The organism is Ruegeria sp. C11, from assembly GCF_056537725.1.
This window is the reverse complement of sequence record NZ_JBQFSB010000001.1, coordinates 431,905-449,093: the sequence shown is the minus strand read 5'-3', so window position 1 is coordinate 449,093 and position 17,189 is coordinate 431,905. Positions and strand designations below refer to the sequence as shown.

The 17,189-nt window shown below is 51.1% G+C and carries 14 protein-coding genes and 1 tRNA gene; 9 read left to right on the top strand and 6 right to left on the bottom strand.

All coding sequences use genetic code 11. The annotated features are described in order from the left end of the window. Window positions 1–3: 3 nt before the first annotated feature. Complete coding sequence (gene ctaD, locus ACR0NA_RS02255; RefSeq protein WP_170651746.1) at window positions 4–1,662, bottom strand: cytochrome c oxidase subunit I; 1,659 nt, start codon at window positions 1,660–1,662, stop codon at window positions 4–6. Between the two features lie 334 nt (window positions 1,663–1,996). Between ctaD and ACR0NA_RS02250 the strand changes: the two genes are divergently transcribed. Then, entirely contained in the window at window positions 1,997–2,416 is a 420-nt protein-coding gene (locus ACR0NA_RS02250) for an HIT family protein (protein WP_480725753.1), read from the top strand. 13 nt (window positions 2,417–2,429) lie between these two features. Here ACR0NA_RS02250 and ACR0NA_RS02245 read toward each other — a convergent pair whose 3' ends face one another. Then, on the bottom strand, window positions 2,430–2,843 hold the full coding sequence (locus ACR0NA_RS02245) for a MerR family transcriptional regulator (RefSeq protein WP_480725752.1): 414 nt from the start codon (window positions 2,841–2,843) through the stop codon (window positions 2,430–2,432). Window positions 2,844–2,920: 77 nt separating this feature from the next. On the opposite strand from ACR0NA_RS02245, the gene ACR0NA_RS02240 reads away from it, so the two are divergent. Next, a complete protein-coding gene (locus ACR0NA_RS02240) occupies window positions 2,921–3,862 on the top strand; it encodes a cation diffusion facilitator family transporter (RefSeq protein ID WP_480725751.1) in 942 nt (313 codons plus the stop codon). Window positions 3,863–4,169: 307 nt separating this feature from the next. Here ACR0NA_RS02240 and lipB read toward each other — a convergent pair whose 3' ends face one another. Together lipB and ACR0NA_RS02230 are read right to left on the bottom strand one after the other, a co-directional pair. After that, complete coding sequence (gene lipB / locus ACR0NA_RS02235) at window positions 4,170–4,826, bottom strand: lipoyl(octanoyl) transferase LipB (RefSeq protein WP_480725750.1); 657 nt, start codon at window positions 4,824–4,826, stop codon at window positions 4,170–4,172. Window positions 4,827–4,865: 39 nt separating this feature from the next. Beyond that, window positions 4,866–5,525, bottom strand: a complete 660-nt coding sequence (locus ACR0NA_RS02230; protein WP_480725749.1) for a DsbA family oxidoreductase — start codon at window positions 5,523–5,525, stop codon at window positions 4,866–4,868. Window positions 5,526–5,666: 141 nt separating this feature from the next. Here ACR0NA_RS02230 and ACR0NA_RS02225 point away from each other — a divergent pair. The 5 genes from ACR0NA_RS02225 (at window position 5,667) to ACR0NA_RS02205 (ending at window position 9,261) form a co-directional block, all read left to right on the top strand. Beyond that, window positions 5,667–5,753: transfer RNA gene (locus tag ACR0NA_RS02225), tRNA-Leu, on the top strand. Between the two features lie 59 nt (window positions 5,754–5,812). Further along, on the top strand, window positions 5,813–7,081 hold the full coding sequence (locus ACR0NA_RS02220; protein ID WP_480725748.1) for a DUF6538 domain-containing protein: 1,269 nt from the start codon (window positions 5,813–5,815) through the stop codon (window positions 7,079–7,081). Between the two features lie 44 nt (window positions 7,082–7,125). Next, window positions 7,126–7,377, top strand: a complete 252-nt coding sequence (locus ACR0NA_RS02215) for a hypothetical protein (protein WP_480725747.1) — start codon at window positions 7,126–7,128, stop codon at window positions 7,375–7,377. A 480-nt stretch (window positions 7,378–7,857) separates the two neighbouring features. Next, window positions 7,858–8,556 (top strand): hypothetical protein, encoded by a 699-nt coding sequence (locus ACR0NA_RS02210; protein WP_480725746.1) that lies wholly within the window; start codon window positions 7,858–7,860, stop codon window positions 8,554–8,556. Between the two features lie 282 nt (window positions 8,557–8,838). Beyond that, window positions 8,839–9,261, top strand: a complete 423-nt coding sequence (locus ACR0NA_RS02205; protein ID WP_480725745.1) for a hypothetical protein — start codon at window positions 8,839–8,841, stop codon at window positions 9,259–9,261. 263 nt (window positions 9,262–9,524) lie between these two features. On the opposite strand, the gene ACR0NA_RS02200 is transcribed toward ACR0NA_RS02205, so the two are convergent. Continuing rightward, window positions 9,525–10,082: a hypothetical protein gene (locus tag ACR0NA_RS02200; protein ID WP_480725744.1), complete on the bottom strand. Its 558-nt coding sequence runs from the start codon at window positions 10,080–10,082 to the stop codon at window positions 9,525–9,527. Window positions 10,083–11,248: 1,166 nt separating this feature from the next. Next, window positions 11,249–14,428 (bottom strand): metallophosphoesterase, encoded by a 3,180-nt coding sequence (locus ACR0NA_RS02195; protein ID WP_480725743.1) that lies wholly within the window; start codon window positions 14,426–14,428, stop codon window positions 11,249–11,251. Between the two features lie 924 nt (window positions 14,429–15,352). On the opposite strand from ACR0NA_RS02195, the gene ACR0NA_RS02190 reads away from it, so the two are divergent. Together ACR0NA_RS02190 and ACR0NA_RS02185 are read left to right on the top strand one after the other, a co-directional pair. Next, window positions 15,353–16,612 (top strand): hypothetical protein, encoded by a 1,260-nt coding sequence (locus ACR0NA_RS02190; RefSeq protein ID WP_480725742.1) that lies wholly within the window; start codon window positions 15,353–15,355, stop codon window positions 16,610–16,612. 137 nt (window positions 16,613–16,749) lie between these two features. Continuing rightward, on the top strand, window positions 16,750–17,037 hold the full coding sequence (locus tag ACR0NA_RS02185; protein ID WP_480725741.1) for a hypothetical protein: 288 nt from the start codon (window positions 16,750–16,752) through the stop codon (window positions 17,035–17,037). The last annotated feature ends 152 nt before the right edge of the window (window positions 17,038–17,189 follow it).

Here is a 17,189-nt window from a genome sequence, read left to right as displayed (position 1 = left end):
GGATCAGTGCGCGTGGCCCTTGTCCCAGTCTTCCTGCTTGGGCAGCTGCTCGAAGGTATGTTCGGGCGGCGGCGAAGGCAGGGTCCACTCCAGTGTATCCGCATATTCGTTCCAGTAGTTGTTCTGGGTCACACGTGCGCCACGGAACAGGGCGTAGAACACGATGCCGAAGAACAGCAGGAACGAGGCGAAGGACACGAAGGCACCAATTGACGATACATAGTTCCACTGGGCAAACGCCTCGGGGTAGTCGATGTAGCGGCGCGGCATGCCCTGACGGCCCAGGAAGTGCTGCGGGAAGAAGGTCAGGTTGGCGCCGATGAAGAACAGCCAGAAGTGAACCTTGCCCCAGAACTCGGAATACATGCGTCCGGTCATCTTGCCGAAGTAGAAGTACACACCGGCAAAGATGGCAAAGACGGCGCCAAGCGACATCACATAGTGGAAGTGCGCAACCACGTAGTAGGTGTCGTGATAGGCACGGTCCACGCCAGCCTGCGACAGAACCACACCGGTCACACCGCCAACGGTGAACAGGAACAGGAAACCGAAGGCGAACAGCATGGGCGTCTTGAACTCGATCGAGCCGCCCCACATGGTCGCGATCCACGAGAAAACCTTAACGCCGGTCGGAACCGCGATGACCATCGTGGCCAGCATGAAATACGCCTGCTGACGCAGCGACATGCCAACGGTGTACATGTGGTGCGCCCACACGACAAAGCCCAGAACACCGATCGCGATGATCGCCCAGACCATCGGCAGGTAGCCGAAGATAGGCTTGCGCGAGAAGGTCGCGATCACGTGGCTAATGATGCCGAAACCGGGCAGGATCACGATGTACACTTCCGGGTGGCCAAAGAACCACAGGATGTGCTGATACAGGATCGGGTCACCGCCACCGGCCGGATCAAAGAAGGTGAAACCAAAGTTGCGGTCCATCAACAGCATGGTGATCGCGCCCGCCAGAACCGGCAGCGACAGAAGAATCAGCCACGAGGTGACGAAGATCGACCAGCTGAACAGCGGTACCTTGAACAGGGTCATGCCCGGGGCACGCATGTTCAGGAAGGTGGTGATCATGTTGATCGCGCCGAGGATCGAGGAGGCGCCCGATACGTGTACGGCAAAGATCGCAAGGTCCATGGACATGCCGCCTTCGGTCGTCGACAGCGGCGGGTACAGAACCCAGCCCACGCCCGAACCGAGCTGGTCGTTACCACCGGGGCTCAGCAGCGATGCCACACCCAGCGATGTACCGGCGACGTACAGCCAGAAGGACAGGTTGTTCATCCGCGGGAACGCCATATCCGGCGCGCCGATCTGCAACGGCATGAAATAGTTGCCAAATCCGCCGAAGAGGGCCGGGATGACCACGAAGAACATCATAAGAACACCGTGATAGGTGATCATCACGTTCCACAGGTGTCCGTTTGGTGTACAAGGATCGGCCATGAACCCTTCCAGGCACATGTACTGAACACCGGGGTGCATCAGTTCAAGCCGCATGTAGACGGTCATCAGAACCGAGATCAGACCGGCGATCGCCGAGAAGATCAGGTAAAGAAGCCCGATGTCCTTGTGGTTGGTCGACATGAACCAGCGGGTAAAGAAACCGCGATTGTCTTCATGCTCGTGACCATGAATGGCTGCGTCTGCCATTTAGGTGCCTCCTGTTGCAACTAAACCGCGCAGCCGGACCTCTCCGGCGCGCGGGATTCCTGCTGGTTTTAGAAGGTGAGGGGGTGACCTTCAATGGTCGAGTTTGATCTGGATCAAGAATAATTGTCGCGGGGGGTACACGGCACCACCCGACGCAAGGACGCAGACAGGCGCAATATGGGGGGCGTCTGTCAGTTTTCAAGCGCAGCGTCTGGCACGGTCAGAATTTCAGCGGCTGAGGGATTTTGTACCGGGGCAGCGGCATTTTCTGTGCTTGACCGTCAGCGATGGTGCCCGCAAAAACAAGCGCAAGTACCCAGACCGGAGATCCGTTATGACCGACTACGATTCCGAAAATATCTTTGCGAAAATTCTTCGTGACGAAATCCCATCAACGCGCGTCTACGAAGATGACGATACATTGGCTTTCATGGATATCATGCCCCGGTCGGATGGCCATCTTCTGGTCATTCCAAAGACCCCGTGCCGCAACGTGTTGGATGCATCACCCGAGCAACTGGCATCGGTTATGGCGACCGTCCAAAAGATGGGGCAAGCGGTGATGAAGGCTTTTGACGCGGACGGGGTCACCGTTCAGCAATTCAACGAGGCTGCAGGGGGGCAGGAGGTGTTTCACCTGCACTTCCACGTTTTGCCACGCTATGAGGGCGTTTCAATCCGCCCACCCGGCACAATGGGAGATTTTGACCTGATCGCGGAACATGCGGAAAAAATCCGCGCTGCACTGGACTGAATCAGGCACGCAATCAGTGCGATCCCGAACAGGTATCGTGATCGCCAAACGCGTGAAGGACGGCGCACACGTGATCGTGGCGCCCATCACAGGCGGTCGCGATGCGGGCGAGTTCCGTCTCAAGACGGCGTAGCTGGGTTATGCGGTTGCGCAGATCCGCCAGTTGCCGTTCCGCAATTTCATGAGCGCGATCAAGGTCGTTCCCGCGCGCGCCTTCAAGTGAAAGCAGTGCCTCGATATCCGCCAGCGGCAATCCCAGATCACGGGAATGGCGGATGAATTTCAAACGGTCCAGCGCGACCTGATCATAGCGGCGCTGATTACCTGCCGTGCGTTCGGGGTGGGGCAACAACCCCCTTTCTTCGTAAAACCGGATCGTGGGAACTTTGACCCCGGTTCGTCGCGACAGATCTCCGATTGAAAACAATTTTCCAAAGCCTCTTGAACCTCTAGTGACTAGAGGAATTACATGTAGTGTCGGACCAGAACAAGGGACGCACAACAATGGCTCATGACCATTCACATGCGGGTCACGGACACGCTCATCATCATATTGACCCTCAATCCGGAGATGCGAGGGTTGCCTGGGCTATAGCCGTCAACATGATCCTGACCGTGGCGCAGGTGTTTGGCGGTATTCTGTCCGGCTCGCTCGCGTTGATTGCCGATGCTCTGCACAACTTTTCGGACGCAATCGCGCTGATTATCGCCTTTTTCGCCCGCAAGATCGCGCGACGACCCGCGGATGCCCGTATGAGCTTTGGTTACGGACGGGCCGAGGTTGTGGCAGCCTTGGTCAACTACACGACGCTTGTAGTTCTGTCTGTCTATCTTCTGTATGAAGGCATCATGCGCTTTTGGCAGCCCGAGCCGATTAACGGTTGGGTTGTGGTCTGGATCGCGGCACTTGCCCTGATCGTCGATCTGATCACCGCGGCGCTGACCTACACGATGGCCAAAGACAGCATGAACATCCGGGCTGCGTTCATCCACAATGTTGCTGATGCTCTGGGATCAGTTGCCGTTATTGTGGCGGGCAGTGCTGTGATCCTGTTTGAATGGACCTGGGTTGATCCGGCAGTAACGATCCTGATCTCGCTTTACATTCTTTGGCATGTAAAGGCCGAAATCGGCGACACCGTTCGGGTGCTGATGCTTGGCGCACCACCGGGTCTTGACCCCGAAGAGGTCGCGACCGCCATGGAGAGCGTCGAAGGTGTGGCCCAAGTTCATCACGTGCATCTTTGGAGTATGCAGGAACGACAGGCGGCTCTCACGGCGCATCTCGTAATTGCGCCCGATGCATGGATGAGCGGCGAAGAGATCAAAACGGCAGTAAAGTCCGCTCTGCACGACAGCTTTGAAATTTCGCATGCAACGCTGGAACTGGAATGTGAGGACAGCGCCTGTATCGGCTCGTCCAGGTTTGGGCATCTCGAAGAATAGCAGGTCCGGAAAAGGAATTGCCGTTCCGATATGGGGTCGGAACGGCAGACTCGTAACCAAGCACTTATCGGTCCACACGGATAGTCCGCGATTTCCGGTTTAACGCACCACTCACTCTGAGAATGGTAGATTCATATTACCCTCGACTGCTGCGTTTGTATTGGCCGGATTTGAAGATTCACCGAAAAATAAGGGAAAATTCCCGATACACAGGAAATCTTTCGCCTTGATCAGAAACAGAACCGGAGAATCTAGCCGATTGTCATTCGCCTCGAAGTCTCACAGTGATTCGCGGTGGTCGGAAAGTTCAGACTTGGGTGCTTTCGAAAACTTCATCAAACGTGCGACGCAGCGCGACGTCCACATCCGCCATGGTAACCGGCAGGCCCAAATCCACCAATGATGTCACACCATGTTCAGAGATGCCGCAGGGCACAATTCCCGAAAAGTGATCCAGTTCGGGTTCGACATTGATCGAGATGCCGTGAAAACTAATCCATTTCCGCAGCCGGATTCCGATGGCGGCAATCTTGTCTTCGGCAGGGGCGCCAGAAACGGTCAGCGGTTTGTCATTGCGCTGAACCCAAACACCAACGCGCCCATCCCGAATCTCGCCGCGCACGTTGAATTCAGCAAGAGCCGCGATCACCCAGGATTCGAGCTGTTTCACAAATTTCCGAACGTCGTGACCGCGCTTGCCGACATCCAGCATGACGTACACCACCCGCTGTCCCGGCCCGTGATAGGTGTACTGACCGCCGCGTTTGCTCTCGTAGACCGGAAAGCGATCCGGGTCAGTTAGGTCCTCACGGCGGGCCGACGTGCCCGCGGTGTAAAGTGGCGGATGTTCCAGCAGCCAGATACATTCATCGGCCTGACCCGCAGCAATAGCCGCCGCGCGCTCCTCCATAAAGGATACTGCGGCTGCATAGTCGGTCAGCCCGTCTGTGATCTTCCATTCCATGCCCGGTGCATACCTGTCCGCAACAACAAGCGAAAGAGGCTATGCAGCCTCATTCACGCACTGCTGCAAAGCCTGCATATAGGTGTCTGTACCCTGCGCACCTGTCAGCAGATATTTTCCGCCAAACACCATCGACGGGACGCCCGAAATACCCCGGCTTGTCCAGAAATGTTGCTTTTCGCGGACCGGGGCTGCGTGCGCGCCAGATTCTAGGGCCGCACGTGCGTTCGCCGGATCAAGACCCGCCGTCTTTGCCGCTTCAGCCAGTACCTCCCGGTCCGACACGTCTTTCTGCTGAGTGAAATACGCTTCGAACAGCGCCATCTTCAGCGGATGCTGCCGACCCTGATCTTCGGCCCAGTCGAGCAGTTGGTGCGCCTCGAACGTATTCACGATTCGGCTATCATCGTCGAGATTGAACGTGAAACCCAGATCAGCACCCAAGGCGGTCAGTTGGTTGCGCACCTGCTGACTTTGCTGGGCGGAACTGCCGTATTTCTCGGTTATGTGTTCACGCAGGTTCTGGCCGTCAGGTCCCATATTCGGGTTAAGCTCGAACGGATGCCATCTGAGGCGGGCCAATACCTGCAAGTTCCTGAGCGCCTGATCCAACTGTCGAAATCCCACGATGCACCAGGGGCAAACGACATCCGAGACAATATCGATTTGTACAACGGGTTGAGATTCTGACGACGTCATTGAGTGTTCCTGCCTATGCCTGGGGTACGTGATCCGACCTATCAGATATTGCCATTTCACACGAATTCAAACCACGGCGTTTTTGCCCCTTCACATCCCTTACACGACCGTCTATACGCCCCTCTACCAAGCCTAGGCAGTGCGGTCGTGGCGGAATTGGTAGACGCGCAGCGTTGAGGTCGCTGTGGGGTAACACCCGTGGAAGTTCGAGTCTTCTCGACCGCACCAAGTACTTGATTTTCAACAGGTTTCTTCACCGAATGTAACGGTAATTGGAGCCTTTAGAGATGGATGTACGGGTGCCAAAGGGCCTCTTTAAGAGAGGCAAGGGATACGCAATCAGAGTCGCTGTCCCCAACGAATATCAAGCTATCATCGGTAAAAAAGAGATCGTTCGAGGTCTCGGAACTCAAGATTTGGCTGAGGCTTTAGTCAGGCGAAAAGCAGTCTTGCCGGAAATTCTTGCGTCGATTGGACAGGGTGCGACGCCGGAACCTGTGGTGAAACAGGTGGCGCGACACAATCCACAGGAGGGGACTTCTGTCAGAGATACGGCACATCGGTGGCTGACAGAAGCGGATGGTATCAAGGAATCCACCAAGGCGAGATACCGACAGCACCTTGAGGGCTTCGAGGCGTTCGCAGGGAATATCGACGTCACAGAAATAAACAGGTCGCTTGCTCTCGCGTTCATGGAACATCTCAAGCGCACACCGTCAGAACGAACCGGTGAACCTCTTTCGGCTCGTTCTTTGCAATCCTATCAGTGTTGTCTTGCTTCCTACTGGCGCGTCTTGGATCACTGGGGTTTGGTCGATCCAGATGTTCGCAATCCCTTTTCGTCTCTCCTGCGACGTGTCGCGGGTCAGAAGAAGAAGGTGGACCCTAGGGAGAAAAAGCTGAGACCAGTAACGAGAGGGGAAGCTGAAAGCCTTCTGACCTACATCGCTGGTAACTCAGCCCTCAAATACCAATTCGAAATGTTCGTAACCGTTCGTCTACTCTGGGTCACCGGATGCAGATTGAATGAAATCTGTGGGCGCTACTTGTCGGACCTTGAGGACATGGGGAACCACATCCGTATTAATATCCCTGAGGCTAAGACTGAGGCAGGGAAGCGGATGGTCATGATTGTGGGTGATGATGACTGTGAGTTGCTAAGGGAGGCAATCAAAAGGGCCACTGTGGTCGAACCGTCTTGCCTTGAGAATGTTGGTCGGTTGTTCCCTAGGATCAACTTGGGTGGATACGACAAACAACCTAGCCATTACCTAGGGAAAGCCTTGGAGAAGGCTAGAAAGGCATTGGAGGGGGATCATACGAAGTGGGATATGCACTCATTTAGAAGGACTGCGGTCTCTTCTTTGGTCAACGCTGGCGTTGCCCGAGAGGCTAGGAACCTAGTGGTAGGTCACTCCAACAAAGACGACTTAGGAATTAGCGTCTATGCGAAAAGGGCTGAATTGGTGGGCCTGATCGAAACTACCTTTGAGGCTCTTTATGCTGAACTTGGGGGAAGCCTTGTGTCGCCCTCTGTTCAGCCTGTGGCAAACTGAAAGCAAACCCCAAGAAACCAAACGAGCAAAGAGGATTCGAGACTATGAAAAGCGTCGGAACACTTTCGGTAGCCCAAGCACTGCATGAGCGGGTCATGTTCCACTACTTGATGATGGTGGACAGAAAAAATGCTGAGTTGGCCTCTGAGTTGGAACTCGAAACAGGATGGGGTTTGAGCAATATGTATGACTCAGAAAGTCTTAAGAAGCGCCTTGTAGACGCCATGCATGCCTATGAGGAAGTAACTGGTGAAAGGCACCCTGTGGACGGGAAGTTAGAAACCTTGGCAGGTTAACCCTCAACCATAAATCAAAAGTTTCAAAGGGCTGGCAATTACGCTGGCCCTTATTTGGTTTTGCGATTTTCTATGACGGACTTGAAAGAATGCTTTCCAACTGATTTACGAATGCTTCGCCTCTCGGGGTTAACCGAAGTTCCCGCTTGCGCCGGTCATTGGGATTTTACGTCACTGTTATCAGTCCGTATCCGGAATTTGGCATGTCTGGCGCACCGTCTCCCCAGTAGTTACTATTTCGACTAGCCGCAGCAGGCTTGAGGCCGACCCAATTTTGGATATCAGCAGTTGTGACGCCCTCAGGTCGGTCTTGGTGTCTTTGCACCCTAGAGGATGGTACTGATATCCAGCGTCATATGCTAGGAGGTCGTTGGCGCACTCGATACTGATGGTTTGAGCCCAAAGCCGCCTTTGATTACGCTTCGGTCTATCGCGAGTGCAGCAAGTCGCGAACCGCAGGTTCCGGACGTCCATCGTCAGGTGGCAAAGACAGGTGAGCGGACAAAGCTGTTGTACGCAGTTAGGATAGAGTGCAATCTTGTGATGCTCTATTTGGTTTTATATTCCCGCTATTCGCCTGCTATACCCGAGGTTTCAGTGCGCCTATATCTTGCTTCAATTCTTTTGTGCGTGTGCACCTCGGCAAGCGCCTACACAGACATAGAAACGGCTAGACGCGCCTACGCAGCGATTCCATTTTCCGATATCTATGCCAACAAGGATCAGCGCACCGAAATGGCGATAGCGATTCAGGCTTATTGGCAGGACTTTGACAACCGACTTCCAAGGCTATCGCCGAACGAGCTTGAATGGCTTAAGAGCGAGCTAGATACCACTGACAACGCGAGATTGAACAGAGCGATTCAGACCCGCGAGTTTTCCCTCTGGGAGCTCGCAAATATTTCTGATCAATGCACAAATGCGGTGGCTTGGCTTGTGACCGCAATCAATACTCCGGCTCAAGAGGAAACAGAGATGTTCCACTGGACCAAAGTCGCCAATTGTTACCACCAAAGCAACGGGTCACTGTTCAGACATCTACGCGGGGCGCGGTTGGACACAAATGGTGACGCCAACGACGGCCACACGTTAGACAGTCTGATGCTTTCTCGCATCCTGTTAGTCGTCATCCCATCGTCGATGGCAGACACCATGGGATGGGAGCTAAACAGCGAATAGGTGTAGCGGTTTGAGATGGCAATTTGCAGCCGCTGCGGGCAACCAATCGAATTTAGGTACATTGGTGGGCAATGTATTCCGCTTCACCTACATGGTGGATGTAGCTCTTCAGGAGGCAGCTCAAGTGCGAACACTTTTTCTGGTTACCTGAGTAGTCGAGTAAGTACATGCTTCTCGACAAACTGCCCCGAATGCGGGGATGCCGTTTTCTTCATCCGGCACAATGGTGGAAGCGTTTGGATTGATCCTCCCTTGGGGCCACCTTGGTACAAACACAGCTGTATGGATTCAGGCAATTTCACCGCCGCCCGAAACTCGCTCTCGACCGAGTACAAATTGCCTTCCGCCGCGAGCGCCGAAACCGAGTTGGTGGCCGGGGTTGTCTCCGAGGCTGAAACTTCACTGTTCAATGAGACCACTCTTGTGAATGTCCAAACTGGTGAGAAGGACAATTTCCTCCTTCTGATCAAAAATAGCGCGGGCTTCCTCGTTGGCCGGATGGTGGTATTTGATAAGCGCTGCTCGTCCGTCCGATGGATTGAAAACGAGATGTATACATTCAGAATACTTGCGCCAATCAAGTATCCTAAAAGCTTTGAATTTGATGGAGACGAGATGGTTCAATGCCCGGAGTGCTTCGTCCAAACAAAAGCGAAGAATCTTGCCAAGCATTTCAGAAAGAAGCACGGCTTTATGATTCTTTAGTATCCACGCATCCGCTCCTGAAGTTTGAGCCCTGACCTGCCATTGGCCACACTTTGGTCATTTGCAAGCGCGGCACGTAGCGAACCGCACATTCCGGACGTTCAAAGTCCGGTGTCGGATGGTCGATAAGCGGGACCAAGCACCATTTCGCTGCGGTCGCACCTATGGCTGCCTTTAGGAACGAGAATTGTTAAAAAGGGTCGTTTTCGCTGGTGACAGAAACCTATAAGTATTGGCAAGTTATCCACGTTGCACAAAATTAGTCACTTTGCTTCGTCTTTAGGTGCATTCTTGATTGTCACTTCGATCTTCTGCGGATTGTCTTTGCCGTCTTCTGTACCGGAGACATCCCGCCAACTCTTGAACCCGAACCAAGCTAGAACGGCTGCAATTGCTCCACCGATTGCTAAGACGAAGGCCAGAATTGGGTCCACCTTAGCAATGAAGTCGATAATCCTGTTGAGTGACGAGACGGTGACCAGGATGACGTGTCGTTCCGCGAGTGCTTTCTCTTCACCGATGCTCTCACCTTCTCTCGAAGCGATGACATAAAGAGAGACTTCTAGCTGATGTTTACCGTCTCGCTTGGGTGTCACTTCCCAATCCCAACGAGTTGGGTTCAGCTCAGAAAGTTCTCTTCTTTGGCGGCCGCTTGGTGTGATGTCAAAGGCAGGGCCGACAATCTCTGCCTCCATTATAAGAGATATTGGTATTTCGCCTTCGACCTGAACACCTGGCAATGCCATTAGCTCAGCAGAAAAGTCGGTCTGCCCTGTTGTGTCAATCACGAGAGCAATCGTTTGTGGTTCGGATACCGCCATCTCTTGAGGTGCGTTGAAGGCGTATTCTGCCCTTTCGAGACTGGAGAAAAGCGCCCTATCCAGGCAAGGGCCAGATACACCGAGTGTTATGCAATTGTCTCCAGGTGAAGTGGGATCGCCTGGGCAACCAGGCCCCGGGCAATCTGAGCTACAAAGCCCAGGGTCTAGAATGCACAGATTTGGGCTCGGAATTAGCGGAAGAGGCATTTCCGGGCCACAGTGTTCACCTGGGCCGCAATCGAAGGGCTCACATTCAAGTACAATGGTCCTGTCACTGGAGATGGTTGGGCTACAAACTCCACTGGTTGGTTGGGTGTCTATTGTTGGCGGAGGTGAATAATCCAATCGCATAGTTGGCATCGCGAAAAAGGCCAGCACAGCAATGCAAGCTGAAATCGAGAGTGTCCAAAGAATGACCTTTTTGGGCTTCATATGCGCCCTCAAATAAATCTATGCTGAAAGCAATCTTACATGTTTTTTTTTACCTTATTGGGCTCCCATTTTCAAGAAGAGCGGCTCTTACGTACAGTCGCCTTGGCTCTGCATTGCCAGTTGGCCGGACAAAAGACCTTAGGACATAACGCGGCAACCAAAAACGATCGATTTTGTCACCGTTAGCGTGACGCCCGAAATCACTGAATATTCTTATGCCACAACCCTTGGCGAACTCCATTTAATTTTGGCAAGTTTCGGACGATTTCCTAGAAACCGAAAGTTCGAGCAGAGCGCATCATCAGGCAAAGTGGGCTCGTTGTAGACCTTTTTTGCTGCCTTCACGAACGTCCGATCTCTGCGCGTTGCTGCCATTGGTGATGATCGGTGCCGCAACCGCAGCGAAGGTCCGCTTGGTGGCCCTTTGTGAAGTTGAACGGTTAGGATACAACAAAGTTAACTCTGAGAAATACTTTGATATTTAGGGCGCGAACTGTGGGAACAAAGGCGGAGGCCATCGCAAGCATCGAGCAGGAATATGAGCAAGCCACAGAGACGTGGATGGACAACCATTCGAAAGTCTTTTCGGCACTCAAGGGGGGGCAGGCGTTCTTTGAGAGAATGCAGAGAAACCGTGAGAATGCCAGCTCTATAAGCGCACGCCTTACCGGAATAGAGTAGATTGCTTGGGGGGCTGTACTCAAAACCAACGAGTTCAGCCCCCTAGCCTTGTTCTAATCTATTTTTGCTTTGAGAGAATTCAGTAGCTTGGCTCGTCGCATGTTCGCCTTCTTCTTGCTGCGAATTTCTTGGATTTGCTTCGAAGTCGGTGCGTACAAACGTGCGAAGCTGTCAACAATCTCGTCTTGAAGTTCAGCCTCAACCCCCTTCGAAAACGCGCCAAGGCGATACAATTCGGTGGCCTTTGTCAGCATTACTTCTTGAAAAAAATGATTATCTTTGACTTGTTGCGAGAAACGACCGGGTATTTTCCACCACTGCTTAAACTTTAAGTCCATGTACAGCGAGTTTCGGAAAAAGCTAACCAATCTTGGTTCTTCACCTTCACCCAATGATCCCTGAGTTAACTGCACCTCTAACTTTTCAGTGCCAATCAGCATAAACAGGAGTCTAGCGATTTCCTTTGGCATGTTTATTGAAATTAGTTTTGCTACTCGTTCGTCGGAGTATTCCCTCGGATAGGAAACGGTGTAAGTTAATCCGTTCGCAGTCATTTTTCGGTGCTTTACCAAACTTGGAATCGCCAAAAACGAGCCCATCGTGGTAATGGCCCAACTTCTTAGTACTTTAGCTAGATGCTCTCTTTTATCAGAATCGGTTATTAGTTCGGTATTTTTAACCAATCCTGTATACATCATAAGTGACAACACATATCGCGCCTGGGGGGAACTTGTGTCTGGTCGAAAAACTTCCTGGCGTCCTTCTGCATCTGCGGGTATCTCGGTATCTAAAACCTCATCCCGCTCTGCCGCTGACATGGGCGTTTCTCCAATTTCATCAGCGAGGTCTTCGGAGTACCTTTTGTTGTCCTCAAAGGAATTCGGAATGAATTTGTCTCCATTCTCATCAAGAGTTTCAAGCAGTTTCTCGCCAAACACTTCCTTAAGGCATTTGTCATGTCTTTCTGCCACCATCTCTAGGAGGTCTAAGTCATTCCTTTCCAAGCCAGCGTAGTATTCAATTTCATTCAAATAGCTTAGATATCGTTGCTCATCGAAAACCCACTCTTTGAAACCCCTGTCTGCTTTCATTTGAGCGGCAACAAAGAAATTTAGAAAGGCCCTGAACCTGAATGATACTGAGTTATCAGTTTTCTTTTCCTGGAATATCCGAGATGTAATTGAGTTTTCAATTATTTCGCGAGCGCCGAATCCCAATCCCAATTTTTTAAGATAGATATCGGTTATCCTAAATAGGTCATCATAATCTAGGATGTAGTCGTTTTCTTTACACATATACTCGGCTACGTAGCCAAGGTAGTGAACTTGATTGCGAAAATCAAATTTTCGACGTTCGATGTCAGATAGGGACCTTTTCTTTAGAAGTGTTTCGATAAATCTCTCAATAAGGGCTGGTCGATTAAGTGGGGAAAAAGATTGGTCATTGGAAATGATATCTAGTAGCAGTGTGCTGTTAAGTGGCGTATATGGCACATTTATTGCTTTTAATTCCCGGACCACTCGATTCAGAAGTTCTTCCTCTTCGCCATTTTGGCAATCCCATTTCTGAACAAGTGAGCGAATGTCTTTGCGCCTTAGCGTTCCAAGAGTTACTTGCTCAAATTGTGCCGGTAGTCCTGTGTCTATCTGTACTCCGTCATATTTTCCAGCCACAAGAGTGGAGAGAACATATCTGTTTGATTTAAATGTGGACATGAACGATTTAAGTTTCGTCATGTTTTTGCTGTTCGAAAATATTACATCGTCAACACATATCAAAAACGCGCCATTTTGTAGTAGAGATTCGAGCGTACAGCTTGCAGGAAGGTCTGGAAGCATGTTTCTGATTGCCTTTTCAGCCCGTTTGGTACCCGGGTTAAAGTCGGAGAACTTTAGAAGGACAGGGATAAAGTGCCGATCATTTTTATTGGTTTCTGCGTTCTTGCATTTTTGAATGCAGAGTTGTTGTAGAAGTGTCGTCTTTCCATACTCAGGTCTCGCTTGCAGCAGAACGTTGTCGCTTATTGAACATAAATCATGAAAGGTGATCTCTATCTTCTCAAATGTGTCTAGTTCCTCAGCGTTTCCACTTGCAAACACTTGCCGATGTAGAGGAGGTGGTACAAAGAATTCGGTTGTAGGGCGGTCAAGTAAACCTTTTTCAAATTCGGTTTCAAATTGGGTTTTTACCGTCTTGGAGACCCATTTTATTACGTCTTGTTTTTTGTAATCATCAAACAAGCCGCCGAAGTATCGCTCAGCTTGTTGAGATGAATATAACCACCCCGAAGTGTCGTTTACATTCGTGGCTTCATCGAAACATCTACGTTTGTCGTAGTAAGAGCGCCAACACACTTCAACATGTTTGTTTTCAGGGGATATCCTAATGAATGAATACCCAAGGTAGCGGTCTTCTCTCCAAGTATACAGGGCGCCCGATTGATTTTGAAATGTGGTACCTCGGGCCTCTCGAAAGACGATTGGGCGAGGGTCGTGTACGTGTCCCACTAGTTGCAGGTCAATCTTGCCACCTAGGTAATCCTTAAAGTCGGATTCGCAGAACTCAGTGAGCCAATTCGACGGATGATGCTGAACGCCAACGACAAATCTTCCCTTTGGTACGTATTTGAAAGCTTCAATGAGCGCCGCTTCTGGTAACAGCAATTTACTTAAGTCTTTGACTTTATCTAGACCAGCGAAACCCATCCATGCCGTGTTGAGACACACGAGGCAAACGCCCTTTTCAGGAAGGTCATAGACTTGGACAATCTCGTTGGAGAACAACCGGCCTTCGGCATCAAAGAAGTTCTGGAAGTCAAAGAACTTGCTGCTCTTTCTTTGCGCAAATTCGAAGATACTGCCGCTCAAATACTGTTCATTTAGAATATCGCGTGTAGCGCAAAGTTCCGTCAACTTATTGTGCTGATCTTCAAGTTCTTTCACCGCTGTTCGGTGTAAGTCGTGGTTTCCCGGGACGAGGTACAGCCTAGAGTGATCACAGTTGGTGACATCCAAGAGCCTTTCGATAAACTCGTCATATAGTTTATCGTAGGCGTTTGTGTCGTCTGCGTTGTGTACCAGGTCACCCGAAAACACCACAAGATCAGGTTCTCCGACTCGGTCGGACTGCTTCTGGATGTCCTCTAGTAAAGCGTCTAGAACAATCCCTTGGTTGAATTTTCGTTCGAATTTGTAATGTAAATCCGTGATATGAAGTATGTTAGTCGTGCCCACTTTACGTACCGTTTTCTTGCCTGTTTTTTGTTTGATTTTGACACTTTATACGTGTCGTATGCGGTGTCGAGGGCTGTCGTGAGTTCGTGAGATTTTTCGTCTAAATGTTTTACGCGGCTAGTATTCTACAAAAAATCTGTGAGGGTAATATCGGTAGGTCCGCCCCGGTCTACCCCCCGTGACCCCTAGGGTTCGCTCACAGCCCAACCGACCGTCCACCCAAGGCAAACCGACAGTCCACCTTCGATCTGCTGTGAGGCAGGGTAGGGGAATTAAAGCGTCATATGGTACGACACACACGCTTGATCGTTGATGCTTCGGGTATTGTTGCTCGTACCTTACTACGTTGTTTCAATGGCTTACCTTGACTTGTGCGCATAAGGTGTACGGGTTAGAGCTTCTAAGAGGCGCGGCAACTGTCCAGATCATTATTGCGTTCAAGCCAACGTTTCCTGTGGTTGGATGGCTGCTAGTCTGGATTGGATGGAAGACTCAGAGAGCTGCTGAGAGAGGCCCTGAGTCTTGCTCTGGGATTTGCGTAGGTTGGGTCGAGTTAGTGCTTGTGGGGCTCTGAGGGGCCTTCTGTGGACTCTGGGGGCGTCGTAATAAAGTTGTCATATGGAGATCTCGTTTCATAGCTTTGTTCGTGCTCTTTCATTTTTCATGAACTCTACTACTAGCTTGCGAAACACTCATTGACTTAAGCAGCAGTCATTATGCGCTGTCTTGGTCGCAGAGGTGGACCTCAAGTCCACTCATGTTCCGACACAACGGTATCTCAACCGTCTCTATCTTGTCGCGTTGGCGGCATCGTGTCGGACTGCGGGGTAAAGCCCTGCTTTCCTATCATTATCAATTATATCAATGGATTATTCGAGTTTTGTATTTCCACCGAAACACACTCAAGGGCCGCGTCCTCCTGTCATGTTCTATGACCGCCCGATGGGTACTGGAAAGACCCAAGCCTTGTTGCAAGGGTTCGACCCGAACACGAAATACCTGGTGGTTCATGAATACCTAGAGCAATGCCAAGAGGTGATCGACAACCCGGCGGGGGTTCACTTTGAGCAACCTGTAGCCCACTCAGGTCGAACCAAAGGCGACCATCTACACACCCTTATTCGCCAAGGTATGAACGTGGTGACAACCCATGCACTTTACCCTTCAATCGTTGAACTCAGACAAGATGGTTGGTTGGCTGACTATGTGCTTGTGATTGACGAGACACTTGAGCCCCTCAAAGTTCCTCAAGGACCTAAGAAAGGTACGTGGGAGGCTCTTGTCCGAGATGGCTATGCCATTGTGGATCGAGACACCGGAAAGGTCACACCAACAGCCAAATGGGCTGAACGAAAAGGTGATGTATCCGATACCTTAACTTCCAGTCTACTAGACGCTGCTAAAGCAGGGCTGCTCTATGTCACCCAATCCCGACACATGTTTGTCATTCCGATACCTGTGGAACTGCTGACTGCTGGGAACTCGGTAACCATCATGACCTTTATGTCTGAAGGATCACCACTCGCGGCATACTTGGAGCGTCTTAATGTTCCTTATGTGATCAACCGGGATTTTGCCGAGGAAGCCAAGTTACGACGAGAGATTAGGCGTTGGGTTACGCTAAGAGATATCCCGGCAGTATCCGGTTTGAGCTTTTCGTATACTGGACAGACCAAACCAAAGGCGCGGCTGCGGTACTATCCACGAGTGCAGAATGCACTTAAGAACCTGCGTGGAAGGCTACTAAAGGGCATCGCTTTAGATTTAATTATGATCGGTTGCGCCAAAGAGAACTGGTTCAGTCGAACGGGATCGGCATTCGATGAGACCGCCCCAAGCGGGTTCTCCAAAGCATCTAAGATGTTCGGGGCATGTTGGGTCAATCCGGGCGTGAGGGGCTTGAACAAGTTTCGCAATTGCTCAGTGGTCATATGTCTGTACGATTACTTCGTCCATCCTGCCATCTTGGAATGGTTGGGAAAAGAGAGCGACAGAGCTTTCAAAGAACGCTTCGCGGTATCTGAACTACTCCAATTTCTGTATCGCTCTCGTATTCGCTGTCGATCTTCTATCTCTGACCCATCGGTTACCCTTTTTCTGCCGAGTGGGCGAATGAGAAGGCTGTTCTTGGAGTGGGTCAACGAAGATGCGCAGCCCGAAGAAAAACTCAAGATAACCCGATAGCAACTCTGGGTCACCAATAGTTGAGGCTCGGTTCGGGCCTCAGCATTCCAAATTTATTAATAATTACAACATCTTACAGAGGCCATCCTTAAAGGGGAGAACCGACCTAAGTGCATCAAATAATTAGGAAAACACCAATGGAATACGTTTCAAATTTTTCGTCAATTATCCCTGTATTAGTTGACTACTTTTCACTCGCCAAATCTGGCCCCTATCATCCTCTTCAAGTCCGTAACGATCTGGAACTCTCCAAGCCTTTCTGGCGTGTCGGGATGAAGTCCTTTGTTTACCCAGAGGGCAGCGAAGGGCGTAAAGCCTTGGAGACTGTCGGTGTCCACGTGGTTACCGAAAGTGCCAAAAGGTTGGAAAACGGGAAGCTGTTGATCCACTCTCTGTTCGTCAAGAGAGAAGCTGAGGATGGCTAAGCTACCCTTGTCTACCATCCCGGCGGGTAGGCGAAGCAAGGCGTCAAGAGAGGCGCTGAGGCAGAGAAGAAAAGCATACGAGGCTAATAACGAGGCCAAGCAATGTTCGGTCTCGGGTTGTGACAATCATCGGGTGAAGGTCTCTGGGTACT

Coding starts and splice junctions, on each gene's coding strand:
- ctaD (WP_170651746.1), bottom strand. CDS start 1,662: ATGGCAGACGCAGCCATTCATGGTCACGAGCATGAAGACAATCGCGGT.
- ACR0NA_RS02250 (WP_480725753.1), top strand. CDS start 1,997: ATGACCGACTACGATTCCGAAAATATCTTTGCGAAAATTCTTCGTGAC.
- ACR0NA_RS02240 (WP_480725751.1), top strand. CDS start 2,921: ATGGCTCATGACCATTCACATGCGGGTCACGGACACGCTCATCATCAT.
- lipB (WP_480725750.1), bottom strand. CDS start 4,826: ATGGAATGGAAGATCACAGACGGGCTGACCGACTATGCAGCCGCAGTA.
- ACR0NA_RS02230 (WP_480725749.1), bottom strand. CDS start 5,525: ATGACGTCGTCAGAATCTCAACCCGTTGTACAAATCGATATTGTCTCG.
- ACR0NA_RS02220 (WP_480725748.1), top strand. CDS start 5,813: ATGGATGTACGGGTGCCAAAGGGCCTCTTTAAGAGAGGCAAGGGATAC.
- ACR0NA_RS02215 (WP_480725747.1), top strand. CDS start 7,126: ATGAAAAGCGTCGGAACACTTTCGGTAGCCCAAGCACTGCATGAGCGG.
- ACR0NA_RS02205 (WP_480725745.1), top strand. CDS start 8,839: ATGGATTCAGGCAATTTCACCGCCGCCCGAAACTCGCTCTCGACCGAG.
- ACR0NA_RS02200 (WP_480725744.1), bottom strand. CDS start 10,082: ATGGCGGTATCCGAACCACAAACGATTGCTCTCGTGATTGACACAACA.
- ACR0NA_RS02190 (WP_480725742.1), top strand. CDS start 15,353: ATGTTCTATGACCGCCCGATGGGTACTGGAAAGACCCAAGCCTTGTTG.
- ACR0NA_RS02185 (WP_480725741.1), top strand. CDS start 16,750: ATGGAATACGTTTCAAATTTTTCGTCAATTATCCCTGTATTAGTTGAC.